Genomic DNA, 26,120 nt, shown 5'->3' on the forward strand with positions numbered 1-26,120 from the left:
AACTGGCTATCGTGCGACAAAACTGTTTAACAGTTGTTTACTGGTCATGCCAAAAGTAGTTTTAATGGTGCGGCTTAAGTGTGCGCTATCGCTAAAACCCGCCTTGTAGGCAGCATCTGTCGCACTGGCGCCATGTTTTATCGCTTGTACTGCACAAACAAGCCGGCGCCATAATAAATATGGCCGCCACGCTATACCTAACTCGGCTTTAACTAAATGTAAAAATCGACTTTCAGACAACCCTAACGTTGCTGCAATGTCTTTTGCGCGCCACTGCTCTGGCTTTACACATTCACCGTTAAGGCAACTATCTAGCTTTGCTAACAATGCCAACAAACGGCGATCTTGGCATTGATAAGGGTTATATTTTAAGGCTGTTATTAGTGATTGAAAACCGCTTAGCTGTTGCTGCAGCGCTTCTAGTTGCGCATCAGGTGCTACCCTTGTTAACTGACTAGGTAACTCGCTGATGGCCTCACCTAAGCGGCTTTCTGGCTCAGCCAAAATTATCCAACCACTGGGCATAACAAGCTGATGCATATCATTTGGCTTAATAACCACACCAGTTAGCAGTGGCAACCCGTTTAACAAGCTGTCTTGGCTTGGCAAACAAAGCTGCCATAGCTTATGTTGGTGCGGGCGTGTATCAATTGACTGGCCATACGCAATCACCATTCCAGGTGAAAAATAAGACACACTTTGCACTGTGCTTACGTTAACCACTCTAAACGTCCTTATCTTTACTCATCAACAGCTACCCGCGTTGGCTTATATAGCCCTTTAATTCACACCGCTGGCGGTAACCCTGTTTAAGGCTGCTTGTTCAGTTTTAAATTATGAAAGTCAAAACTAAAGTCGGTAAAGTCGGCAATAGCTTCCATCGTGGCGCTATTAATATTGCCTTGGTTATCACGGCTAAAACGGATATAAGCATCAGCTTCTAATAACGGCTCGTTCCAACGCACAATAAAGGTATCGCCGTCATAATGCTCTAACACACCCTTTAGCATTTCGGTGTGAGCAAAACTAATATGCAACTGTTCGGCTTGCTGGCTAATGGTAACGTTGCCATACCAGCTGTCTTGATATTCTCCAGCATAATGCGCCTGTGTTAAGGCTGGTGTTTTATTCGCTACAGGTTTAAGTTTAAAATTGGTTTTTTCTTGCATAAATGCTTGGTACTGTTTTGTTTGCAAAGCCAGCCAGTCGGTGTCTGGTAGGTTAAGTACGTCTTCTAGCGCCTCTTCGGTTATGGTGGTTAGGCCTTGAAACGCTTGCTGGTTAGACAGCACCGTAATGGCGAAATTTTTCTCTGGTATCAAAGTGGTTAATGACAGCATGCCCAGGATACCACCGCTGTGCGAAACGTGTTTTACACCATGATAATCTTTAACAAACCAGCCCATGCCATAACCCCTAAAGTGGGTAGCTTGCGGCCCCGGTTTGGCCGCCACCGGCAGCGGCGTTGTTAGTTGCCACATTTGCGCTAACTGCGCGGGTGCAATAATTTGTTTACCATCAGCGGTTTTGCCTTCATTCAGCAATGTCAGTAGCCAGTTGCCCATATCATTGACACTAGATAAGGTGGCACCAGCTGCGGCAAAGTCTTGCAGATAATCTAGCGCAAAGCGCTGCACTTCGCCTGCGTATTCAATATTACCAATGGCAATATTGGTAATATTCGGCGTTAGGTTATCAAAACCGATTACGCTATTGTCCATTTGCAGCGGTTGGAAGAAATTCTCAGCGATATATTGCGCATAAGGCATGCCTGATACCCGCTCAATCAGCAGGCCTGCGCTAACAAACATAAGATTATTGTAAGCAAAGCGCTGCCGCAGATCGGCGGCTATCGGTAATTGTGCTACGCCAGCTAATATTTGCTCTGAGGTTTTATCGGTATTTGGCCAGATCATTAAATCACCTGCACCTAAGCCTAAGCCGGTGCGATGGCTTAACAAATCGCGGATGGTTACCGTTTGGGTTAAATGCGTATCGGCTAAGCGAAACTGGGGCAAATGCTGAATAACCTTGTCATCCCAATCTAGCTTTTTTTGTTCAACCAATTGTGCGATCGCTGCTGCGGTAAAAGCTTTAGTATGAGAAGCAATACCAAACAGCGTATCCGCCGTTACCGGCTGCAAGCTGGCCACATCGCGCACACCAAAACCTTCGGCCAGTATCACCTTGCCATCCTGAACCGCAACTACCGCAATACCCGGAATATTAAATGCTTGCAAACTAGCCTGCGCAGTTTGTCGTATTTTTGTATCTAGCGCAGTACTTGTTACCGCTGGCGTAGTACTTGCTGCCTCTGGCGTAACGACGGTGCTGCTGCAGGCAGACATCAATGCGCTTAGTAAGGCGACACTCAGCCCTTTAGTTATTCTTTGCATGCGGTTTTTCCTAGTGTAAGTGGTAGCATTGCTAATGTTATTTCAGCCTAAACTGCAGGCAGAGTATTTATCTACCCTGCCATTATTAGTAGCAAGCTCAGCGCGTTAGCAATAGTATTTTTAATTGTGATATCAATTTGCGATATCAATAACCCAGCCAAAGATTACGCTAGGTAATGAAGTTATGGCAACTTTATACTTACCTCAAAACCCTGTTCGCGGCCGGTAGCGGGTGATGTCAGCACTAAAGTTGTTCCTGCGCCGTTAGCTATGGCTTGCGCAATAGCTAATCCAAGGCCAGAGCCACTAGCGCGGGTTGTTGAGCGAACAAACCGTTCCGTTAAGTGTACTAACTCTTCTGCTGGCACTATAGGCCCAGCATTTACTATCCGTAGCGTGCCATCTGCGGTCAGTTCGACATCGACCACTTGCTCTGCTGCACCATGCTTTAAGGCATTTTCAATTAAGTTACGCGTTAAAATTGCTAGCGCATCGCTATCAATAATAGAAAGCACTGCGCTCGCTTCTGGTAGTGACAGCCGCAAACGTAGGCCGACAGTACGGCGAAACTCGTCAACCACATGGTGCAAAATGTGAGTTATGTCTTGTGATTTTCCGATCAATACGCCGCTGCCCTCAGCTTTAGCTAATTGCATCAGCTTTTCCGATAATAAAGACAGTTCGCGTAATGCCTGCTCAATACGGCCAGCTCGTTGCGCTAACGGCCCAGGCCCGGCTTCATGACGTAAACGTTGCACTTGCGCTAAAGCCGCCGCTAAAGGGGTGCGTAATTCATGGGCACTGTTAGCGGTAAAGCTGCGCTCTGCAGCTAACGCTCGGTGCAGTCGCTCTAACAGATGATTCACCGCCTCGGCAATGGGCACAATTTCTGCTGGTAAGCTTGCGCCTTTCACCAACGACAAGTCTCCGGCACCCCGCGTTTCAATCGCATTACTAAAAGCTAATACGCCATTTAAGCTATGTTTTACGAACCACCAGATCCCAATTAAACTAAGTGGAATAAGTATAATTAAAGGTAATTGTAACAACATAACAGCCTGCCATTGCGCCTTGCTTCTTGCCGCTAACGGCTCAGCTACTTCGATAAAAATTGTATCGCGAATTGCGCTAGTGCCATAAAGACGATGTGTAGCTGAGCTACGCAAGCCCAGCTGTGGCGTTTTGGGAAATACCGACAAATCGACATCGTGCGACTTAAGCAAAGGAGTGCCGTTGGCACTGCGAACCAAATAGGTAATATATTCATCATGTGGCTGTAACGACACGACTTGCTGCAATCGGTCTGGCGTTTCGCGATTGAGAATTTCAACGGCCGCTAATGAAAGAATACGTTGGGCAACTTCGGCTAAAGAGCTATCCAACGTTTTATTTAACGCATAATTAACGATAAAAGAGGTTGCGGTTGCCACCACTAACCAAAGTAACACCACGCCAAGGGTTAGGCCGATACTAAGACGTCGCTGCAAGCTCATGGTCGGTTTCATGTTCGCACTATCCGATAACCCATGCCTCGAACCGTGTCGATAACATCATGCCCAAGTTTTTTGCGCAGTCGGCTAATATGAACCTCAATCGTATTACTTTCAATTTCAGTACCAAAAGCATAAAGATGATCTTCAAGCTGCGCACGCGACAACAATAGGCCTGGATGCTGCAGTAGCGCTTCGAACAGCGCCCATTCTTTTGCTGTTAGCTCAATTAGGCTATCGGCTTGTTTAACGGTATGGCTTATCAGATCGATCGCAAGACCTTTTACTTGTAACAACGGATTAGGGTTACCGCTATAACGCCGTGCAACAGCCGCAATACGTGCTGATAATTCGGCTAAATCAAAGGGCTTTACTAGATAGTCATCGGCACCCGCATTTAGGCCGGCTATGCGGTCGGATAATTGATCTCGCGCGGTAAGAATAATGACCGGCGTATTATCCTTGGCTTTACGCCGATGTTTAAGAAAGTCGAGCCCCTTGCCATCGGGAAGCATTAAATCTAGCAGTATTAAATCGTATTGCATCAACTTAATACTGGCTTGTGCATGCGCAAGATCTTGCACCCAGTCTACCGCGTAACCATCGTCGTTAATTTGGTCGCGTATGCACTCACCTAATGACAGTGAATCCTCTACTAATAAAATACGCACCCGCACGTCCTTTTGGTAGTCAATACAAGTTGAGTTTAACAGAACCTCGTTAAGCTGGCTTAAGGTTGTTGTCAGGTAACCAACTTAAACTAATAACGTATCCATTATAGGAGAGCGCTATGAACACACGACTACTGATGACAACACTGTTAACGGCCTCGTTGCTATCGAGCCCCAGCTTTGCAGATGATGACTGTAACGACCCCGTAGCCCAATGGCAGCCCAAAAAAGTACTACGTGAGAAGCTAGAAGCGGAAGGCTGGAAAGTTCAGCGTATTAAAGTGGATGACGGCTGCTATGAAGTGAAAGGTTATGACCAGAACGGTAATAAGGTTAAGGCTGAATATTTTCCCGCTTCGCTACGCTTGCGAAAACTGGAAATCAAATTCGACAAAGACGCTGTAAACACAGAAGAACTTTACGGAACCGAGCAAAAACGAAACCTAACGAATAACGGAGACCAGCCATGAAAAAACTTACTTTTAGTCTTGTCATCGCAGCATTAGTCGCACTGCCATCGCTTACCTACGCACGCGAGGTTACCTTTAGCACTGTCATGAAAAACTACCGTGGTGAAGGTGCCTATGTTGCGCTTTATCTCGTTGACGCCAATGGCAACTATCAACAAACACTCTGGGTTGCAGGCGAAAAAACAAAATACTATAAACACTTATCAGGTTGGGCAATGGGTAGTAAATTGACGGCCGCCGAATATGATGGACACACGGGAGCAAGCGTACTGAGCAGCAAAACGTTAACTGTCACTGTTGATATTGCTGATGAGATGATTGATGCAGGATACGAAGTGCGAGTGGATACCGCCGTTGAAGATCAGCGCGACAACCGTTCTGACGCTGCGGTAAAGCTAACAACTGATGGCGTGGGTAAAACCGTTGCAGGACGCGGCTATGTTCAGTCGCTTAGCTACATGTTCAAACCTTAAGCCGACGAGGAGTATACCTAGATGCTACGCCAACTCCATTCGTTGTCTGGGCTAATTGCTGGGATGTTTCTTATCATTCTTAGCATCACCGCCGTTATCTTGTCACTTAACCCCGCTCTGGAGCGAGCGGGTGCGGTGCCTCACGCCACTGGACAAATCAGTGTTGCCGAACTTGCCGGCAAGGTAGCGCAGCATTTTCAAGGTGTGGAGCAAATTGAACGCAAAGCGTCAGGCCGCATTCTGGTGTATTACACCCACGATAACCAAGTCGGGATAGATTTCGTTGATCCGCGTACAGGTCAGGCTATTGCTCCTTATCAGCAATCGGCTTCTGTTCGTTGGATAAAAAGCCTGCACCGCTCACTATTGCTTGATACTACTGGCAGAGCCATTGTCGGCATTATTGCATTGATAATGGTTATATTAACCCTTTCTGGCGTCATGTTGCTGGCTACTCGGTTGGGTGGCTACAGCAAGCTGTTACTTCCGGTACGAGGCACGCTAAGCCAGCGCTTACATCTCGAACTTAGCCGAATTGCAGTTGTGGGCTTATTTATATCTGCGCTAACCGGAACTTACCTTTGTGCGACTACTTTTGGCTTAATAACCGCAAATCAACAAAGCGACCCCGAGCTACCAGCAGTGCTAGCCGCAGGCTTACCCAGCGCTATTAATACCCTTTGGGCGCTACAAGCAACCGATATAAATAACTTACGTGAGTTGGTCTATCCCTATCCAGATGACAGCGCGGGTATGTATTCGTTGACCACTGATCAAGGCACAGGTTATGTCGACCAAGTAAGCGGGGCATGGTTATCTTATCAAGCGAATAACGTCAGCCACACAATTTATGAATTTATTTATATGCTGCATACTGGTGAGGGCCTTTGGTGGCTGGGTATACTGCTTGGCTTAACGGTGCTGACTGTGCCTATTATAGCAATAACCGGCGTTATAATATGGTGGACACGTTTAGCGGCTAAACCGAAATTAACCGTTAATAGCAGCCCAAATAGCGCAGATAGCGTTATTCTGGTTGGCAGTGAAAGCAATTCTACCTGGGGCTTTGCCAAAGCACTACATGACAGCTTAGTTAAAACTGGGCATTGCGTGCATACCGCGCCAATGAACCAACTAGCCAAGCAATACCCTAGTGCTAAACGCCTATTCATGCTCACGTCAACCTACGGTGATGGCGATGCGCCAGCTTCCGCTAATCAGTTTTTAAGTCGTCTTACAAAAGTAAGTCAACAACCTACGTTTGCTTATGCGGTGCTAGGTTTTGGTGATCGACAGTACCCTCACTTTTGTGGTTTTGCCAAAAACGTCGAAGATGCATGCATTGCAAAAGGCTGGAAACAACTATTGCCACTAGAAACTATCGATCGTCAATCACCACAAGAATTTGCGCGCTGGGGTGCGATGCTAAGCAAAGCTATAGCAGTTGAACTTACATTGGTTTATACACCAGTACGGCCAAAAACCACTCAGCTAGAACTTGTAGAGCGCATAAATTATGGGACAGAGGTGCAGTCACCAACCGCGGTTTTACGCTTTAAAACACCTGAAAATGCTAGAAAGCTCAATATTGCTAGCCGCTTGTTACACCGTAATAGCCTGCCACATTTTGAAGCCGGTGATCTAGTCGGTATTTTTCCACCGAACAGTGACGTGCCACGTTTTTACTCATTAGCATCCGCCTCTAAAGATGGCATTCTAGAAATTTGTGTACGCTTACAGCACAACGGTTTGTGTTCAAACTTCCTACATAAACTACCGATCGGCAATGCTATTGAGGCATTTATTCAGGCCAACCCCAGCTTTCGGCCGTCATCTGGTAAAAAACCAGTCGTACTAATTGGTGCGGGCTCCGGAATTGGGCCTCTGGTCGGCTTTATTCGCAATAACAAAGGGCATCACCCTATGCACCTATATTGGGGCGGCCGTTGTCCACAATCTGATTTTCTTTACGAGACCGAACTGAATACTTATCTTAAAGATAAGCGACTGACAGAGCTAAACGCGGTGTTCTCGCACGACGAGAAGCATTCTTATGTACAAGATAAAATTAGCTTAGACGCCGACGAACTGCGTAAGTTGATTGAAAATGGCGCTCAAATTTTAGTTTGCGGCGGTCGAAACATGGCAAGCAGCGTAATGACTGCGCTAAACGATATTATTGCACCGTTGGGCATGGACGTAGCAACACTAAAAGCACAGGGTCGCTATCGAGAGGATGTTTACTAAGACTCTGGTTATAAATCTTTTCTGGCGCAGCACCTATAGCAAACACGCTGGTTTTAACTGTTGCAACCTTAAGCTATAACAACAAGCCGGCAATTAAACGCCAGCTTGTTGTTTTACTCGATACTTAGGTTTTTACTGGAATACGCTCTAATACCGCTAATAACAACTCCCAGTATTGGCCAACAGTTTTAATGTTTACCATTTCATCAGGCCCATGCGGGTAGCGAATCGTGGGGCCAATTGAAACCATGTCCATCTCTGGGTAAGGTTTTTTAAATAAACCACATTCTAAACCGGCATGAATTACCATTATTACCGGCTCTTTGTGATAAATATCCTGGTAAGTTTGGTTAACAATAGCCATAACTGGCGACTCTGGGTTTGGCTTCCAGCCTGGGTAGGCACCGCTAAATTTCACCTTAACACCCGCTAACTGCGCTAGTGAGCTAAGCATGTTTTCAATTTGCGTGCGGCCAGAGTCGATTAACGAACGAATTAAACACAGTATTTGAATACTGTTTTCTTTAGTGGTTACTACACCAACATTAAGTGAAGTTTCAGTTACACCTGCCACTTCGTCGCTCATGCGCATTACGCCGTTAGGACAAACATTTAAGATATTGATTAACTGTTGTGCCGCCGCTGATGTTAAAACCTGTGTTGGCGCATTAACCTTAGTAAGGCTCAATTTAATGGCCGGCTCTACCACACTAAGTTCTTGCTTAAGAATGGCTTCAAACTCCACCACTTTTTGCTGTAATTCTGTCAGTTGTGTTTCTGGTAGCGTTAAGGTTACCTCCGCTTCGCGCGGAATAGCGTTACGCAACGAGCCACCATTAAATGCAGCAATGTTAAGCTGTAACACCTTGGCGTAATTGGCTAAAAAGCGTGCTAATAATTTATTAGCATTACCGCGGCCCAAATGAATATTGACGCCTGAATGGCCGCCTTTTAAACCGCTTAAACTTAAGGTAAAGGCTTGCGACCCAGCGATAACTGGCTGCCACTGCACTGGCACGCTAAACTCAGCGTCAACACCGCCGGCGCAACCCATGTAAATTTCGCCCTCTTGCTCAGAGTCGGTGTTAATTAAAATTTCAGCTTGCAACATGCCTGGCTCAACACCAAAGGCGCCGGTCATACCGGCTTCTTCGTCTACCGTTAATAGCACTTCTAGTGGGCCATGCTTAATATCATTGCTGCCTAAAATAGCCAGTGCCGATGACATACCTATGCCATTATCAGCACCTAAGGTAGTGCCACGCGCTTTAACCCATTCGCCGTCAACATAGGCATCGATGGGATCTGTGGTGAAGTTATGCACCTTGTCAGCATTTTTTTGCGGCACCATATCTAGATGCGCTTGAATAACCACTGTTTTGCAGTTTTCCATACCCGCAGTAGCCGGCTTTTTAATAATTAAATTGCCTACTCTGTCTTCAACAACGCTTAAGCCTAAGCTGCGCGCCCAAGCTTGAATATGCTGACTTAGGGCTTGCTCGTGTTTAGATGGGTGCGGAATGGCACAAATTTGTGCGAACCATTGCCATAATGGTTGCGGATATAACGATGCTAATGCTGACACTGCAGGCTCCTGTAACGTATAACGAAATAGCGATAAGGAGGCTATTTTACCACAGCACTATGCTGGGTTCACAACATTACGATTTTTAAGCTTGGCGTATCAGGTCGCCTCTGTAATGTCTTTGTTACTTGTTGCCTGCAGCTTTCCTTGCGCCAGTAGTTCCGTAATATTAACGTTTTCGTCCAATAATTCTGCAGGCGCTGGTGAGCTAATATCAAGCAGTAGATAACCATTTCGACCATGTTGTTTTACCCAGTACAGCGCTTGATCAGCTAAGCGCAGGCTATGTTGCCAATCCCAATCGCTCAGTTGTGCAACCGCACCAATTGAACAGGTTAACGATTGTTTTAGCCCCATATCTTGCTGCCAGGGATATTGTGCAACGGCCTGGTGAATACGCTGCAATACCAGTAATGCATCTTGACTATGCTCTAATACCAACAAAAACTCTTCGCCGCCCCAACGAATAAGATGATCTGTATCGCGGCTATTTTGTCGCAATAACTCTGCGACAATAATTAAAATCTCATCACCCGTATGGTGGCCAAAGGTATCGTTAATGCGTTTAAAAAAATCTAAATCAAGTAGCGCCCAAACAAGCGGCTCATTGCTTCGATCGGATCTGGATAAAATTTGTTTAATATTAGTATCTAAATAATGACGATTATTCAGACCAGTTAATGCATCTTGCATACTCATGCATTCTAATTTTTTATTCACCTGATATAACTCAGCTGTGCGTTGCGTAACGATAATTTCCAACTGTTGTTTCGCCTTAGCTAAAGCCATAAGTCGCCAGCGATACAATGCCCAAAATATTAACAATAAAAGAATTAATGTCAGTGCCCGCGCAGTTGCGGTTTCGTACCAGTGCGGTGCTAGGTAAACATTCATACCTACTGGTTCGCTCCAGCGATAATCAGAGGCAAGACGCACCTGAATAATAAAACGATATTGGCCAGGCGGTAGGTTAGTATAAAAGGCTTCACGACGGCGGCCGGCATCAACCCAGCTAATATCGTAACCTTCTAATTTATAACGAAACAACACCGATGCCGCATGCATAAAAAATGGTGCGGTAAAACGAAAATGCCAATCACGTTTGTTTGGTGATAAATTAACGCTACTAGCGCTATAGTTTTCACCGCTTACCGTAAGGCTATCTAGTACGGGTTGAGGTATCGGCCCATATTGAATCAGCTGTTGCAACGGCAGTGCTAATACACCATCTAATGTTGGATACCATAACCGGCCTTGATGCACTGCACCTTTGCTGCTACCCGCACCATTACAGCAACGATGAGAATCTGAGGCGGCTTCAGGCCGACGGTCATCAACCAACATATACACTTGCTCAACCCGGCCTTGGCGTAGTTCAGGGTAATTAATCCGATAAAACCCCTGAAAGCTACTAATCAGTAACTGATTTTCTATTTGCTCAACATGCAAGACACCGCTGCTGGGTAAGCCTTTTTGTTGCGTAAACCACTGCCAATGCTTAGGTTTGCCTAAAACAAAGCCTTGATCAAAGCTGCCAATAAAAATGTTCCCGTCGGCAAGCTCTTTTATGGCACTAATAAAACGATCGGATAATGGCATGCCCTCGAGCTTGGCAAAGCTATCGCCATCACGTAAAAACAGGCCGTTTTCTGTGCCTACCCATAAGCGCTGCTGGCTATCCACCATCACAATACGTATTTGTGCACTGCGCAAGACTTCAGGCACCTGCTGTTGATGCAGCTCGTCGTTATCAACGTAAAATAAGCCGCCGTTCGTTCCCACCCAAATACGGTCATTTTCTTGCGTTATCGAGGTAACTAGTACGTGCGATATTTCATTGTAATTACGCCGCCATTCTAAGGTTTTGCCATCAAGCCGACTTAAACCTGCTCTGGTCCCTACCCATAACCGCTGCTGGCCGTCAATTAACATACTGTAAACAAAGAGGTTGGGTAAATATTGGTTGGCACTTAGCGGCTGAAACTGACCATGCTGCAACAATGATATGCCACTATTGGTGCCTGCAAGTATATGGTGTTGCCAAGGTTGCACCGCCCAAACATAGGGATCGTTAATACCTTGCTCTTTACTAAAGCGCTGTGTTGGCGGGCGGCGCAGCCGCTTTAAACCGTGCGAATGACTGCCTAACCATAAGTTGCCAAATTTATCTTGCAGCATAGATTCAACCCAAGAAAACTCGCCGGGTTTACCTAAAACACCATCTTCTACTGTTAACTGCCCTTGCTTTAGCTGATATAACTTATCATAACTGGCCACCCACACCCGCTGCTGAGGGTCTAAATACAACAGTTCAATTCGGGTATTACCCACAGAGCCTGGCAACGGCAGCGGCTGCCATTGCTCATACTGATAACGAAACAAACCTTGGTTAGTACCTAAATACAGATCCTTACCTTGCTTTACTATCTGGGTAACCTGTAATTCGGCTGTCTGCTCTGGCGCGCCAAACCATTGATACTTATCGTTTTCTAAGAGCGCATAACCATTTAACCCACCAAGCCACAAAGCATCTTGTTGCTGATGCAATTGAAATACGGGGCCATGATGTGCCATAACCTGCTCTAGCGTCTGTTGTTGCTCTTGCCATTGATATAAATGCGCAGCACCAATAAATATACGGCCATCAGCTAGCTCAGCAATGCTTGTTACCCCACCTTTTAGTGGTTGGCGGTCTAAACGAGTAAATGTTTTATTTTCGAAACGCATTAAACCATTAACAGTGCCGATCCATAAACGCTGCTGCTTATCAATATGCAAAGCGGTGATTAAATTAGATGAGAAATCAGCAGTATTCGCGGTGTTAAATACCTGAAAATTTAAGCCATCAAAACGGGCTAAGCCGTTTTGCGTGCCCACCCAGAGAAAACCCTGCTCGTCTTGCGCTAATGCTGTAACTGATATTTGCGGCAAGCCCGACTCTACCGACCAAATACGGTATAAATAGTCATTTTGGCTTAACACCATTGCCGACACATTTAGCCAACTGTTACTGCTAAGTAACACTAATACTAGATATAAATAGCGCCGCACTACGCAAAGGCCTTCTTACTGAACGTAAACACAATGTAACATTACTATAGCCTGATTAATGCCAGTTAACGAACTTAGACGAATGGTATTTTTTGCTGTCTGAGCGGTCAGGTTGCAGCAATGGTCTTACCAGTGTAAGCTTTGAGCCAACATTTAATTAGGAGCCAGACAAATGGCAATCTCTTTGCGTAAAGCCAACTGGGGCTTAAAACTATTTGCTTGGCGTTATATTCCACTCATTGGTTTTTGCTCACCGCGTATTGTGCATATGGACAGTAAAACTTTAGAGGTGACCATGCCGCACGGTTGGCGCACTAAAAACCATTTAGGTAGTATTTATTTTGGCGCTTTGGCGATAGGTGCCGATTTAGCTGGTGCTTTTTTAGTGTTTAGCAAAGCTAAAACCCGCGGTGTAAATGCCAATTTTGCTTTTAAAGATGTACAAGGCCATTTTTTAAAGCGGCCAGAAGCACTAGTGCATTTTACTAGCCATGATGGTGATATTATTGATGCCATGATTGACGAGTCGTTAGTCAGCGGTGAACGCATTAATAAACCGGTATCAGTCGTAGTAACTTGCCCAACGCTACATGGTGATGAACCCATGGCAACCTTTACGCTAACCTTATCGATAAAAGCCAAAGCTAAACATAAAGGCTAGTTTGCGCCAAATCGCAACAACGATTAGACTTTCGCTCTGTTTTAATTTCAAGCTTGGATCCTATGCAACAACTTGCCGGCAACCTGTTTATTATTTCGGCGCCCAGTGGCGCTGGTAAATCTAGTTTAATTCAAGCTTTGCTTAAGCGTCATAGCGATATGCACGTTAGTGTGTCACACACCACTCGCGCACCTCGCCCTGGCGAGCAAGACGGCGTGCATTACCATTTCATTAGTGTTGAGCAATTTAAAGCACTAATTGCACAAAACGAATTTTTAGAGTGGGCTGAAGTATTTGGCAACTACTATGGCACATCAAAAAGCACCATTCGCGATAGTTTAGCCAAGGGTATCGATGTGTTTTTAGATATCGACTGGCAAGGTGCGCAGCAAATTCGCCAGCAAGCGTCTACCACCAAAGGCATTTTTATTTTGCCGCCAAGCCTAGATGAATTAGAACAGCGTTTAAACCAGCGCGGCCAAGATTCTAACGAGGTTATTGCTAAACGTATGGCACAAGCTCACAGCGAAATGAGCCATGCCAATGAATACGAATACTTAATTATTAACGATAACTTTGACACGGCTTTAACCGAGTTTGAGTGCATCGTTTTAGCGCAACGCAACGGCTATCATAGCCAAGTTTGTAAGCATACTAGCCTAATAAAGCAACTATTGGCGAAATCAGCAAATTAGCGTACACTATGCGGTCTTGTGAAAGCCCGAACACTGGAGTGGTAAATGGCACGCGTAACTGTTCAAGATGCAGTAGATAAAATTGGTAACCGTTTTGACTTAATTCTGGTGGCTGCACGCCGTGCCCGTCAGTTGGCTGTTGAAGGTAAAGAAGCACTGGTCGACATTGAAAACGACAAACCTACCGTAGTGGCGCTGCGTGAAATTGAAAAAGGCCTGATCACCAGTACCGTATTGGATGAGCAAGAACGCCGTGATCAAATTCAGCAAGAAGCGTCAGAAATGGCCGCTGTGGCAGCCATTATTGGTTCAGACCACTAAAAACCTCTCCATATGCATGCCAGCGGCACATTAGCCGTTGGCAACTGTAAAAAATAGACGTATATTCATAATAAATCCCGCGCTTAATGGCGTATTTTGTTTGCTGTCGCAGTTTGGGAGCACAGGTGTATTTATTTGAAGGTCTAAAAAACCAAATTAGTGCTTATTTGCCACCCGAGCAGGTTGCCTTAGTGCAACAAGCTTATATTGTGGCAAGAGACGCGCACGCGCCACAAACCCGTTCTAGTGGTGAGCCCTACATAACCCACCCTGTTGCTGTAAGTAGCATTTTAGCCGATATGTGCATGGACCATGAAACTTTAATGGCTGCGCTATTGCATGATGTTATTGAGGATACGCCGGTTAATAAAGAAGAGTTAACCCGGTTATTTGGCAAAACCGTGGCCGAGTTAGTGCAAGGCGTTAGTAAGCTAGATAAAGTAAAATTTAAAGATTATCATGAGTTTGAAGTAACCAACCTGCAAAAAATGTTTATGGCCATGACGCAGGATATTCGAGTTATTTTAATTAAATTAGCCGACCGCACACATAATATGCGCACGCTAGGTGCGTTACGTCCAGAAAAACGCCGCCGCATTGCTAAAGAAACCTTAGAGTTATATGCGCCGATAGCGAATCGTTTAGGTATTCATAATATTAAAAATGAGCTTGAAGACTGGGGTTTTCAAGCGCTTTATCCAATGCGTTACCGCGCTTTATCAACTGCCGTAAAACAAGCACGTGGCAATCGACGCGAATTACTCGAAAAAATACAGCTTGAAATTACCACTCGGCTAGCACAAGCAGGCATCAAAGCTGATGTACTAGGCCGAGAAAAGCATCTTTACAGCATTTATCGTAAGATGAAAAACAAAGAGCTGATGTTCAATGATGTTATGGATATCTATGCATTTCGTGTAGTAGTAGATAGCATAGACAACTGTTACCGCACGCTTGGCGTGGTACACAATTTATATAAACCGATTGAAATTCGCTTTAAAGACTACATCGCTATTCCAAAACAAAACGGCTACCAGTCTCTGCATACCTCATTAATTGGCCCCCACGGCATACCGGTAGAAATTCAGATGCGCACCCTTGAAATGGACGAAATGGCCGACAAAGGTATTGCCGCTCACTGGATGTATAAAGCCGACGATGAGCATCAAGATACCACGGCGCAAATTCGCGCTCGGCACTGGATGCAAAGCCTGTTAGAACTGCAACAAAACGCCGGTAACAGTGCTGAATTTGTTGAAAACGTAAAATCTGAGCTGTACCCAGAAGAGTTATACGTGTTTTCGCCCAAGGGTAAGATTGTTGAGCTACCCATCAGCGCAACTGCCGTCGATTTTGCCTACGCCGTGCATACCGACATTGGTAATCGCTGTGTTGGTGCTAAAGTTGACCGCAAACCTTACCCACTAAGTAAACCTTTGGAAACCGGGCAAACTGTCGAAATTATTACCAGCCCTGGCGGTAAACCCAATGCTAACTGGCTAAATTATGTTGTTACCAGCCGAGCCATATTAGGCATTCGTAACTATCTGAAAAAACAGCAGCAAAATGAATCTACTGGTTTAGGCCGACGCTTATTAAGCTCCGCCTTGGGCGACGTAAAACTAGAAGATATCGCACCAGAGCGGATTGAACAGGTATTACAAAATACCAAACAAAAATCATTAGACGAATTGTGCAGTGAAATTGGTTTAGGTAATCAATTACCTATCGCTGTTGCAAGGCGCTTGCTGGGCGAATTTGAGTCTGGCGAAGGCAATAAAAATAATGCGGGGCCAATGCCGAAAAGTAAGGCTTTTATTATTGGCTCTGAAGGTATGTTACTTACATTTGCTCGTTGCTGCCGCCCAATACCAGGTGATGAGATTGTTGCTAATGCCGCGCCAGGTAAAGGGTTAAACGTACACCGTGCAGAATGTCGCAATATCAAAGGCTGGGATAAAGAACCTGGCAAGTATTTTCCTGTACGTTGGGATAAAACTGGCGATAGACAATTTTTATGCGATATACGCGTGTTTATTACCAATAAACAAGGTTTACTCGCCAAACTAACCACGCTTATTGCATTACAAGACTCAAACATTCAAGATCTCGCCACCGATGACAGAGACAACGGTGAATACGTAATAAAAATCACCTTGTCGGTTCGCGACCGAATACATTTGGCTAACGTAATGCGAAAAATTCGCGTTATGCCAGATGTACAAAAAGTTTACAGAAGGAAATAACTAAGATGTCTAAAGTAATTATACGTACCAGCGATGCTCCGGCCGCCATTGGCACATACAGCCAGGCTGTTAAAATTGGTACTACCGTGTATTTGTCAGGCCAAATTCCTTTAGTGCCTGCCACAATGCAAATGGTGTCTGACGATTTTTCTCAGCAAACCCACCAAGTATTCAAAAACTTATCGGCCGTATGTGAAGCCGCTGGTGGCAGCTTAAACGATATGGTTAAGCTAAATATTTTTCTTATTGATTTAGGTCAGTTTGCTGTAGTTAATGAAATTATGAGCCAGTATTTTGCTGAGCCTTATCCAGCCCGCGCTGCAGTACAAGTATCCGCTTTACCTCGCGCCAGCCAAATAGAAATTGATGGTGTAATGGAAGTACCGTCAACACACTAATTTATCATGCCTTTGCTAAAGCAATTCTTCATCAGCCTGCTGTTGCTAACCAGTTTGTTAACTGGCGCGTCAGCTTGGGCTGAAGAATTGCTACCACGAGAAGATACCGCACAGCCGCAACTAATATGGTGCTTAGATCACTTTTCGCGTTTTCATAATTATGAAGACACTGCAGAACCATACGGGCTTTCCGTTGATTTAATGCGCGAACTAGCAAGCCGTGCTGGCTTTAAACTCACGTTTACACCACGCACTGCCAGTGCCCGCTGTTTGCGTTTAATGGCAGAGGGTAAGGTAGATTTAATGTCTAACCTAAGATACAGCCCTGAACGTAACCGCATCATACATATGTTGCCTTACCGACAAACGGTGCCTGAAAGCTTGTTTTTGCGTCACAACGATAAACGCATTATTGAATCCACTGAGCAACTGCGCCACATGAGCCTAGTGCGTATTCGTAGCTACTTATATAGCCCCGATACCATGGCCTATTTACAACAACATCCAAGACACGTTACCGACGTAGACTCTATTGAAGCAGCGTTAGAACTATTATTACGCGGTCGGGTTGATGCCATAATTTCACCCACAATTAGCACCACCGACGCCATTAATAACATTTCCGGTTACACTTACCGCTTTCAAAAAGCACCGTTAGATTTCAGCCGTGGCAATAGTGGTTATATTCATATTGGCTTGTCGAGAAATAGCCAGCATGTTGCTATGTTAGATGAATTACGCCAGCATCTAAACGCGATGATTAAAGACGGCACAGTAACTCGGTTATACGACACCAAACTCATACAACCTTTACTAACCTCAACGGAAAGCCCAGCTCCCTAATGAGCGCGCATAACTCGTTAGCTAATCAGTCTATTTCCAGCATTAAAGGTGTCGGCGCCAAGGCGGCAGAACGGCTTGAAAAGCTTGGGATCTTTAGTATTCAAGATATTCTGTTTCACCTACCATTGCGTTACGAAGATCGCACCCGTATATACGCTATTGCCGATTTAATGCCACTGATGCACGGCACGGTGTTGGGAGAAGTAGTAAGTAGCGAAATACAATTTGGTAAACGTCGTAGTTGGCTAGTAAAAATTAAAGACGGCAGTGGTTATCTCACATTACGTTTTTTTCATTTTAGCGCCGCGCAAAAAAACGCCGTTACGCCGGGCGTGCTACTACGCTGTTTTGGTGAAGCCAAACGGGGTATGCGTGGCTTAGAAATGTTACATCCAGAATATCGGCTGCACAATGATGAACTTATCGCTGAAGTTAGCGAAACTCTGACGCCTATTTACCCCACTACCGAAGGTTTACGCCAAGCCACATGGCGCAATTTAACCGACGCAGCACTACAGCGTTTACACCAAAGCCCACCCGATGAATATTTACCAGCGCAGCTATTGCAACAACCTTGGTCACTAAGTGAAGCGCTTAATTATATTCACCGACCGCCGCCAGATGCCAGCTTACAGCTGCTAGAACTGGGCAAGCACCCAGCGCAGCAACGTTTAATTATTGAAGAACTGGTTGCCCAGCAATTGAGTATGTATAAATTACGCAGCCAAAGCCAGCAACAACGCGGTATCGCACTACCGACTGATAGTGCGTTAGAGCAGCAATTTTTAGCGGCACTGCCTTTTGCTCCTACTCATGCCCAGCGCAGAGTAACAGCGGAAATACGCCACGATTTAAGCCAAAACTTACCTATGCTGCGCTTGGTGCAAGGCGATGTTGGCTCAGGTAAAACCTTAGTGGCCGCGCTTGCCGCATTAACTGCCATTGGTAATGGTTATCAGGTGGCACTAATGGCACCAACTGAATTATTAGCAGAACAACATGCGGCAAACTTTACGCGCTGGTTTGTGCCACTAAATATAAGTGTTGCTTGGTTAGGCGGTAAAACTAAGGGTAAAGCGCGGCAAACCACACTAACGGCTATTGCCGATGGTAGCGCGCAAATGGTAGTTGGCACTCATGCTTTGTTTCAGCAACAGGTTGAATTTAAAGCATTAACATTGATTATTATTGATGAGCAACACCGCTTTGGCGTGCATCAACGTTTAGCATTGCGCGAAAAAGGCGGCATACCCGGTGTGTATCCGCATCAGCTCGTTATGACCGCAACGCCTATTCCTCGCACACTCGCCATGACCGCCTACGCCGATTTAGATACGTCAATTATTGATGAATTACCCCCTGGTAGAACACCAGTAACCACGGTGGCGATACCAGACACCCGCCGTGACGATATTATTGCGCGTGTACGCCAAGCTGTTATTAGTGAGCAGCGTCAAGCCTATTGGGTATGTACGCTCATAGAAGAGTCGGAAACGCTGCAATGTCAGGCCGCTGAAGATACGCTAGAAAATTTGCAGTTAGCCTTGCCCGAGTTAAAAATTGGTTTAGTACATGGCAGGCTAAAATCAGCTGAAAAACAAAATATTATGCAGCAGTTTAGTAATGCAGAATTAGATCTATTAGTTGCAACCACAGTAATAGAAGTGGGTGTCGACGTACCCAACGCTAGTTTAATGATTATTGAAAACCCCGAACGCTTAGGGTTGGCGCAATTACATCAACTACGCGGTCGCGTAGGTCGGGGTAGCACAGCTTCGCATTGTGTGTTGCTATATCACGCGCCATTATCAAAAACGGCGCAAGCTAGGTTAGCAGTATTACGCGATTCCAATGATGGTTTTGTTATCGCGCAACGTGATTTAGAAATACGTGGCCCGGGCGAGTTACTTGGCACCCGACAGACTGGCGTTTTGCAGTTTAAAATTGCCGATCTAAGTCGTGATGCTGAACTACTGCCTACGGCGCAACAAATTGCCACGCAATTATGGCAACAAGACCAGGCTGCCAGCTTACAGCTAATTAAACGTTGGTTAGCGAACAAAGAGATATACAGCAACGCCTAATAATTACTTGAGCTATACCCGAGTATAGCTTTGCCTATTCATTGTCTGTTCGGAGCTTATTATGTCAGTGCTTACCCCTTTTCAATTGCGCCAGCAAATACGTGCCGGCAGCTTTAATCGTAATACCTCGGGCCAAGCGCCGGGCTTCGTGCAAGCCAATTTGGCCATAATGCCGAAACAATATGCGGCTGACTTTTTACAGTTTTGTCATTTTAACCCTAAGCCTTGCCCGCTGTTAGCCATGTCGGCCACACCCGGTGCGGTTGATATGCCACAATTAGCCGCCGATCTGGATATTCGCACCGACGTCCCTAAATATAAGGTGTTTAAACAAGGCAAACTGGTTGCCGAGGTTAACGATATTAAAGCGTATTGGCAGGATGATTTTGTTAGCTTTTTAATTGGCTGTTCGTTTTCATTTGAAGAAGCATTAATTGCCGATGGCTTAGAAATTCGTAATATTACCGAGCAAGTTAACGTGCCAATGTATCGCACAACTATTGCTTGTGAACCTGCCGGCGTATTTTCTGGCGGTATGGTGGTAAGTATGCGGCCGATGCGACCAGCCGACGCCATTCGTGCTATTCAAATCTGCTCACGCTTTCCGCAAGTGCACGGTGCACCGGTGCATTTTGGCGATCCTGCTGCTATTGGTATTAGCGATATTAATAAACCCGACTTTGGCGATGCAGTAACAATAAAAACCGGTGAAGTGCCGGTATTCTGGGCCTGTGGCGTAACACCACAAGTGGCGATAGCTAATGCAAAATTAGACATCTGCATTAGCCACAGCCCTGGGTATATGTTAGTTACCGACTTACCTAATAGTAAACTGTCGGTATTCTAATACGCTTAATTCTCTAAGGCTTGTTGTAAATCAGCAATTAAATCTGCTGGGTCTTCCACGCCAATGCTAAAGCGAATTAAATCGTCACTAACGCCAGCAGCAAGGCGGCTAGCTTGGTCCATCGCCGCATGGGTAGTGCTCGCAGGATGACAAGCCAAACTTTCTAAATCACCTAGACTTACCGCTTGGGTAAATAACTGCAATTTGTCTAAAAACTGCGCCGCGCGGCTAAACCCGCCGGCCAGCTCAATGCTAATCATGCCACCAAAAGCGCCAACCGTTTCAGCAAGTATTTTATGACCAACATCACTGGTTAAACCGGGAAACATTACCTTATTAACCTTAGGGTGCTGTGCTAAGTACGTGGCCACTTCGGTAGCTCCAGCTAAGTGCGCATCCATACGCAGTGCTAAAGTACGCATGCCGCGCTGCAACAAATACGCCTCTTGAGGGCCAATAGGTGCACCAATATGCTTTAACGCAATAGTACGAATAGGTTGCATTAGCTCGCGCCGCCCCGCCACTACGCCGGCAATAATATCGCCATGGCCACTTAAGTACTTAGTACCACTGTGCATTACAATATCAATGCCATGTTCAAGCGGTTTAAACAAATACGGCGTTAAAAACGTATTATCACATACCGTAATAGCACCCACTTTTGCCGCAGCGATTTTAATTTTACGATAATCACTAACGCGTAAATTAGGATTAGTTATGGGTTCAAATAACACCAATTTAGTCGCGAGGCTGATATTTGCCACTAATTCGTCATCACTTTGATAGCGCGTTACCTTAATACCTGCACGAGTTAGCGTATTAACTAAAAATGCCGCTGTGCCGCCGTACACCGGATCAATAAAGGCAACTTCATCGCCTTGGCTCACTAAAGCGTAAAATATGCTACTTACCGCGGCCATGCCACTGGCGACAACCAGTGCTTCATCAGCACCTTCTAATCTCGCTAATTGTTGCTCTAAGGCCTGCACCGTTGGATTACCCATTCGGCTATAAATAAAGCCCGGTTGCTCACCGGCAAAGCGGGCTTTTCCTTCTGCGGCAGTGCCATAAGTAAAGGTGCTGCTTTGATAAATAGGTGTGGTTAGGGCGCCAGTTTGCGCGTCTGCACCGCCATTACTATGTAATAGCTGGGTTTTAAATTTCATTGGTTGGCTCCTTTATACTACCTGGGTTAACGCTGCATAATGCTTCTGTGCCACATCAGGGTGTGAGCGTAAGCGTCCTTTTAACACATTTTCACCTACTTGATAAAATAACGGATTGTTTGGATCACTAGCAGGGCCCTTTGCTTGTGCCGCAAGCTCGGCCGGTAAATTTAATAATGGTACTGTGGCATCAAGCTGTGCCGCCATAAAAAACGCACAAGAAAAACGCTCAATGCCTTTGGGCGGGCTAACAACACGATGTAGTGTCGCCTTTAAATAACCGTTAGATGCCAACTCTAATAGTTCACCTATATTTACAACAAAAGCACCCGCTAACGGCGCCGCATCAACCCAACCATTATCGGTTAATACCTCCAGCCCTGAATGCTGATCTTGCAAGACCAAGGTTAAGTAGCCTGGGTCTTTATGCGCCCCAACACCTTGCTGCGCCACCGCACTAGTCCCCGGGTAACGGATCAGCTTCATATGCGTATAAGCGCCATCTTGAAGTGTGTTAGCAAACGCTGTTGCTGGTTGCTGTAACACTTCTGCAAAAGCACTGAGTAAAGTTACGCTAAGCTCAGAAAGCTGTTGCTGCCACTGCAATAAAGCCGTTTGCATTAAAGGTAGCGCGGCGGGCCATTGGTTTGGCCCAATTAAGCGCTGCCATGCTGGCATAGCTGAGTTTAGTGCAAGCGCGGTTTGTTCACGCATAATATCAAACTGTTCTCGTTGATCAACTCGCCCCTGCGTTAGCTCGCCGCCCACCTGAGTGTAACCACGAAAGTGCGCAGAATTAACCATGCTCACGGCCTGCTTTTCAGGCTCTGGCAAGGCAAAAAACTGGCGCGCCAATTGCAAAATTTGCTGTTGTTGCCCAGTAGAAATACCATGGCCAATCAAATAGAAAAAGCCAATATCACGCGCAGCCACTGCCAGCTGCTGTAAAAAATGTTGCCGTGACACCGCATTGCCATGCAATAGGCTGATGTCCAACACCGGAAGCTGTAACGAAGTCATTATTCACCTAACCATAAAACATATTTGCGGCTATTTTAGGCTGTTACACATATTAAAAAACGACCAAATAACCATTTGATATACCAAACGGAAATAACAAGCCATCTTAATATCTAGACATCTTTAATTTGAGTGTTATTGTTAGCTTGCTAAGCCTTGCGATAAAATACAATGACGGTGCGCCACATCTGACTAGACTTCATTTCTAGGCTATCGCACACTGTTAACACTCAGCGGTACGGTTTGGGATAAACCATGAAACTCAATTGTGATTTGGGCGAAAGCTTTGGTAGCTGGCAAATGGGGCTGGATGTTGCGGTAATGCCGCATATTGATATGGCCAATATCGCCTGCGGTTTTCATGCCGGTGATGCCGATGTAATGGCGCATACGCTTAATTTAGCGAAACAATATGGCGTTACTATTGGTGCCCATCCATCTTACCCCGATTTACAAGGCTTTGGCCGGCGCAGCATGGCGTTGTCGCACCATGAAATTGTTAACTGTATGCGCTACCAAATTGCCGCCTTAGACGGTATGGCACGCAGCAACAGTTTAAACTTAAGTTACATTAAACCCCATGGTGCGTTATATAACGACATGATGAGCAAAGCAGCAGTGTTCTCTGCGGTGCTTGACGCCGTTACTGGCTACTACCAGCCACTTAAACTGATGATATTAGCCACTACGCAGCAACAACATTACCGCGAACTGGCCGCAGCAAAAGGCGTAACTTTATTGTTTGAAGCCTTTGCCGATCGCCGCTATACCGATGCCGGCACACTAGCCCCCCGCAGCCAAGCCGGTGCGGTATTACACGAAGAAGAGATGCTGGCACAGGTTCGCCAATTGATACAACACGGCACAGTAACCACAGAGTCTGGCAACACACTTGCGCTTAGCGCTGATACCTTATGCGTGCATGGCGATAATAAGATCGCTGTCGCACAGATAGAAAAAATTCGGACGCTATTAGCATGAATCAACTGCAATACAGCCTAACGCCAGCCGGTGAAAATGCGTTAATGCTGTATTTTGCGCAGCGTATCGACCCGGTTATTTCGGCCACGGTGCAGCACGCCTGTGCACTAATACGCGCGGAGCTTGGCGAATCATTAGTCGACTTACTACCATCTTATGCGTCTGTACTTATTGTATTTAACCCGTTTAAAACTGATTTAAACCAAGTAAAAATTCAGCTAAAGCAATGCTTAACACAGCTGTCTACTCAGCAACAGCAAACCGGCAAACTGGTTGAACTACCGGTTTATTACAGCACGGAAAGCGGGCCCGACTTAGCGCTGATTGCCCGCAGTAAAAATATTAGTATTGATGAAATAATACGGCGCCATCAGGCGATTAGTTATCGCGTATATGCCATAGGTTTTGCCCCAGGTTTTGCGTATTTAGGCGAAGTAGACCCACTATTACAAATGCCACGCCTAGCCACGCCCCGCGCAAAGGTACCTCGCGGTGCAGTTGCTATTGCCGATCGGCAAACGGCGGTATACCCATCGGTATCACCCGGCGGTTGGAATCTAATTGGCCTTTGCCCAACAAAAATGTTTAATCCAGACACCACGCCCGTGATGCCGGTTGCGGTAGGTGACGAGGTGCGCTTTGTTGCTATTGATAAACATGAATTTCTGCGTCTTGGCGGTGAACTATGAGCGGTTTTCGTGTTATTAACCCGGGCATACTTAGCTTACTGCAAGATCAGGGACGTTTTGGCCAAGGCGCGCTAGGCCTTACCACCGGCGGGGCCATGGATACAACCTCTGCATTTTGGGCTAACCGACTATTGGGCAACCACGCCAACGCCACCTTAATTGAATGCAGTGTTGGTGGTTTACAACTACAAGCTAACTGCAATAGTTATATTGCCGTTACTGGTGCCGAGCTAGCACTGAGTATTAATGATAGCCCGCTACAATTATGGACTGTACACCAAGTTAAGTCAGGCGACATTATCAAGTTGGGCATGGTTACTAAAGGTTTAAGAGTCTATGTCGCCGTAGCCGGTGGTTTTAATATTAAGCTGCAGTTTAATAGTAGCTCTACTGTATTACGCGAAAGCATTGGCGGTTTAAATGGTAATAAGTTACAAGCCAACGATATATTGCCAGCAGCAATGGTAAGCAACTTGCCACGCTTAAGTTTACCGCAAGCGCTGCGCCCGCAAATTAATAGTGTGCTTACGCTACGACTAATTGAAGGCTATCAGGTAAGTAGTTTTACCAGTGCTGAACGCCAACGCTTTTATTCACATAGCTATACGGTAACGCCACAAGCTGATCGCATGGGCTACAAGCTATCCGGTGCCGCTATTGCTTGCCAACAAAGCCAATTGCTGTCAGAGGGGATCTGCTATGGCGCAGTACAAATTCCACCCGATGGCCAACCTATAGTGCTACTCAATGATCGGCAAACACTGGGCGGTTATCCCAAAATAGGCTCAGTATTATCATTAGATTGTGCGTTATTAGCACAAGCTACTGCCGGCACTAAAGTATACTTTACGCCAATTAGTGCAGAGCATGCACAGCATGCGCTGCACTTAGCTAAAATACGTTTTTCTGCGCTAACCAACCAACTAGTGAGCCATTAAATGTCAGCACAATGTACCGACTATCTGGCACTTAGCCAGAAAATAGAACGCTTACTAGTAAGACAAAATCCGCGTGGCATGGCTACGTTACAACCACTATTACGACCAGGCTACATTATGCGTGCTGCGCGTTTAATAAATCAGTGTCGTGGTAATGTGCTAATTGGTACTGGCTTTCCGGTGCTTGATACCTTTGAAACCGACGGTCCAGCTGGTGCTATAGCCTTATATCAAATGCTAGAAGCTTTAGGCGCAACACCAATTATTGTTTGTGGCAACCCACTGTACAGCGCACTAAAGCAAGAGTATCGTTGCCATCAAATTACCGTAAACCAGTATCATGCACTGCCTGCTATTGCAGAAAAAGCGCTAGCTGAATTACAGCCACAGTTGGTTATTTGTATTGAGCGGCCGGGGTTTAATGCCCAGCAGCGTTATTTTAATATGCGCGGTGAAGATATTTCTGCGCGCTGCGCCAGTTTCGACTATTTTTTAAATCTCGCCACCTGCCCCACTATTGCGATAGGCGATGGCGGTAACGAAATTGGCATGGGTAACCTGCAACAAGCCGTTAGTCAGCTAAATATTACGCCAGCGGTTACAGAGTGCGATGAATTAATTGTTGCCGATGTATCAAACTGGGCTGCTTGGGGTATTGCTGCAATGCTTAGCGCACTGCGTGGTCAAGATTTGTTGAAACATGCGAACCCCTTGGCTATTTTGCAGTACTTATCAAGCAAAGGCAGTGTTGATGGCGTAACCCGGCTAAATACCTTAACTGAAGATGGCTTGGCGCATACCGAAGGCTTAAACCTAATTAACGATTTACGTGCTCTGACTTACTGAGA

At 45.7% G+C, this 26,120-nt stretch carries 23 protein-coding genes; 15 read left to right on the top strand and 8 right to left on the bottom strand.

Annotation, left to right across the window (positions count from 1 at the left end; genetic code table 11):
- Positions 1-6 precede the first annotated feature (6 nt).
- The 4 genes from E0Z06_RS13480 to E0Z06_RS13495 all read right to left on the bottom strand — a co-directional run bounded on the left by E0Z06_RS13480 (position 7) and on the right by E0Z06_RS13495 (position 4,557).
- Positions 7-723, bottom strand: a complete 717-nt coding sequence (locus E0Z06_RS13480) for a helix-turn-helix transcriptional regulator (protein WP_207903096.1) — start codon at positions 721-723, stop codon at positions 7-9.
- An 86-nt stretch (positions 724-809) separates the two neighbouring features.
- A complete protein-coding gene (locus E0Z06_RS13485) occupies positions 810-2,396 on the bottom strand; it encodes a serine hydrolase (protein WP_207903097.1) in 1,587 nt (528 codons plus the stop codon).
- 182 nt (positions 2,397-2,578) lie between these two features.
- Complete coding sequence (locus tag E0Z06_RS13490) at positions 2,579-3,901, bottom strand: HAMP domain-containing sensor histidine kinase (RefSeq protein WP_132585678.1); 1,323 nt, start codon at positions 3,899-3,901, stop codon at positions 2,579-2,581.
- Entirely contained in the window at positions 3,898-4,557 is a 660-nt protein-coding gene (locus E0Z06_RS13495) for a response regulator transcription factor (RefSeq protein WP_132585681.1), read from the bottom strand. Before E0Z06_RS13495 ends, E0Z06_RS13490 begins: the two co-directional genes overlap by 4 nt.
- A gap of 119 nt (positions 4,558-4,676) precedes the next feature.
- Here E0Z06_RS13495 and E0Z06_RS13500 point away from each other — a divergent pair, with 119 nt between their 5' ends.
- From E0Z06_RS13500 to E0Z06_RS13510, 3 genes are read left to right on the top strand one after another with little or no spacing between them, the layout of a single operon-like run.
- A complete protein-coding gene (locus E0Z06_RS13500; protein WP_132585684.1) occupies positions 4,677-5,027 on the top strand; it encodes a PepSY domain-containing protein in 351 nt (116 codons plus the stop codon).
- A complete protein-coding gene (locus E0Z06_RS13505) occupies positions 5,024-5,500 on the top strand; it encodes a DUF2271 domain-containing protein (RefSeq protein ID WP_132585687.1) in 477 nt (158 codons plus the stop codon). The genes E0Z06_RS13500 and E0Z06_RS13505 overlap by 4 nt, the downstream gene beginning before the upstream one ends.
- A 21-nt stretch (positions 5,501-5,521) precedes the next feature.
- Entirely contained in the window at positions 5,522-7,747 is a 2,226-nt protein-coding gene (locus E0Z06_RS13510; protein WP_132585690.1) for a PepSY domain-containing protein, read from the top strand.
- Positions 7,748-7,871: 124 nt separating this feature from the next.
- On the opposite strand, the gene E0Z06_RS13515 is transcribed toward E0Z06_RS13510, so the two are convergent.
- The gene (locus E0Z06_RS13515) at positions 7,872-9,332 is read right to left on the bottom strand and encodes an aminoacyl-histidine dipeptidase (RefSeq protein WP_132585692.1); all 1,461 of its coding nucleotides are present in this window, start codon (positions 9,330-9,332) and stop codon (positions 7,872-7,874) included.
- Between the two features lie 99 nt (positions 9,333-9,431).
- Positions 9,432-12,383, bottom strand: a complete 2,952-nt coding sequence (locus E0Z06_RS13520; protein ID WP_243695515.1) for a ligand-binding sensor domain-containing diguanylate cyclase — start codon at positions 12,381-12,383, stop codon at positions 9,432-9,434.
- Positions 12,384-12,555: 172 nt separating this feature from the next.
- Between E0Z06_RS13520 and E0Z06_RS13525 the strand changes: the two genes are divergently transcribed.
- From E0Z06_RS13525 to E0Z06_RS13560, 8 genes are all read left to right on the top strand, one after another.
- Positions 12,556-13,044, top strand: coding sequence for a DUF4442 domain-containing protein (locus tag E0Z06_RS13525; RefSeq protein WP_132585695.1), 489 nt, complete (start codon positions 12,556-12,558; stop codon positions 13,042-13,044).
- Between the two features lie 62 nt (positions 13,045-13,106).
- Positions 13,107-13,739 (top strand): guanylate kinase, encoded by a 633-nt coding sequence (gmk, locus tag E0Z06_RS13530; protein WP_132585698.1) that lies wholly within the window; start codon positions 13,107-13,109, stop codon positions 13,737-13,739.
- A 45-nt stretch (positions 13,740-13,784) separates the two neighbouring features.
- On the top strand, positions 13,785-14,060 hold the full coding sequence (gene rpoZ / locus E0Z06_RS13535; RefSeq protein WP_132585701.1) for a DNA-directed RNA polymerase subunit omega: 276 nt from the start codon (positions 13,785-13,787) through the stop codon (positions 14,058-14,060).
- A gap of 125 nt (positions 14,061-14,185) precedes the next feature.
- Positions 14,186-16,306 carry a bifunctional GTP diphosphokinase/guanosine-3',5'-bis pyrophosphate 3'-pyrophosphohydrolase gene (gene spoT, locus E0Z06_RS13540; protein WP_132585704.1) on the top strand — a complete coding sequence of 707 codons (2,121 nt, stop codon included), beginning with the start codon at positions 14,186-14,188 and terminating at the stop codon, positions 16,304-16,306.
- 5 nt (positions 16,307-16,311) lie between these two features.
- Entirely contained in the window at positions 16,312-16,704 is a 393-nt protein-coding gene (locus E0Z06_RS13545) for a RidA family protein (RefSeq protein ID WP_132585707.1), read from the top strand.
- A 6-nt stretch (positions 16,705-16,710) separates the two neighbouring features.
- Positions 16,711-17,547, top strand: a complete 837-nt coding sequence (locus E0Z06_RS13550) for a transporter substrate-binding domain-containing protein (protein ID WP_132585710.1) — start codon at positions 16,711-16,713, stop codon at positions 17,545-17,547.
- On the top strand, positions 17,547-19,631 hold the full coding sequence (gene recG / locus E0Z06_RS13555) for an ATP-dependent DNA helicase RecG (protein WP_132585713.1): 2,085 nt from the start codon (positions 17,547-17,549) through the stop codon (positions 19,629-19,631). The genes E0Z06_RS13550 and recG overlap by 1 nt, the downstream gene beginning before the upstream one ends.
- Before the next feature lie 61 nt (positions 19,632-19,692).
- Complete coding sequence (locus E0Z06_RS13560; protein WP_132585716.1) at positions 19,693-20,478, top strand: putative hydro-lyase; 786 nt, start codon at positions 19,693-19,695, stop codon at positions 20,476-20,478.
- Positions 20,479-20,483: 5 nt separating this feature from the next.
- Here the strand turns inward: E0Z06_RS13560 and E0Z06_RS13565 are convergent, their stop codons facing one another.
- Entirely contained in the window at positions 20,484-21,644 is a 1,161-nt protein-coding gene (locus tag E0Z06_RS13565; RefSeq protein ID WP_132585719.1) for a PLP-dependent aspartate aminotransferase family protein, read from the bottom strand.
- A 12-nt stretch (positions 21,645-21,656) separates the two neighbouring features.
- Positions 21,657-22,664: a 2-oxoglutarate and iron-dependent oxygenase domain-containing protein gene (locus E0Z06_RS13570; protein ID WP_132585722.1), complete on the bottom strand. Its 1,008-nt coding sequence runs from the start codon at positions 22,662-22,664 to the stop codon at positions 21,657-21,659.
- A 255-nt stretch (positions 22,665-22,919) separates the two neighbouring features.
- On the opposite strand from E0Z06_RS13570, the gene E0Z06_RS13575 reads away from it, so the two are divergent.
- From E0Z06_RS13575 to E0Z06_RS13590, 4 genes are read left to right on the top strand one after another with little or no spacing between them, the layout of a single operon-like run.
- Positions 22,920-23,645: a 5-oxoprolinase subunit PxpA gene (locus E0Z06_RS13575; protein ID WP_132585725.1), complete on the top strand. Its 726-nt coding sequence runs from the start codon at positions 22,920-22,922 to the stop codon at positions 23,643-23,645.
- A complete protein-coding gene (locus tag E0Z06_RS13580) occupies positions 23,642-24,334 on the top strand; it encodes an allophanate hydrolase subunit 1 (protein ID WP_132585728.1) in 693 nt (230 codons plus the stop codon). Before E0Z06_RS13575 ends, E0Z06_RS13580 begins: the two co-directional genes overlap by 4 nt.
- Positions 24,331-25,272: a biotin-dependent carboxyltransferase family protein gene (locus E0Z06_RS13585; RefSeq protein WP_132585731.1), complete on the top strand. Its 942-nt coding sequence runs from the start codon at positions 24,331-24,333 to the stop codon at positions 25,270-25,272. Before E0Z06_RS13580 ends, E0Z06_RS13585 begins: the two co-directional genes overlap by 4 nt.
- The gene (locus E0Z06_RS13590) at positions 25,273-26,118 is read left to right on the top strand and encodes a glutamate cyclase domain-containing protein (protein ID WP_132585734.1); all 846 of its coding nucleotides are present in this window, start codon (positions 25,273-25,275) and stop codon (positions 26,116-26,118) included.
- Positions 26,119-26,120: the final 2 nt, after the last annotated feature.

Source organism: Rheinheimera sp. D18 (genome assembly GCF_004345025.1).
GTDB classification, from domain to species: domain Bacteria; phylum Pseudomonadota; class Gammaproteobacteria; order Enterobacterales; family Alteromonadaceae; genus Alishewanella; species Alishewanella metallidurans.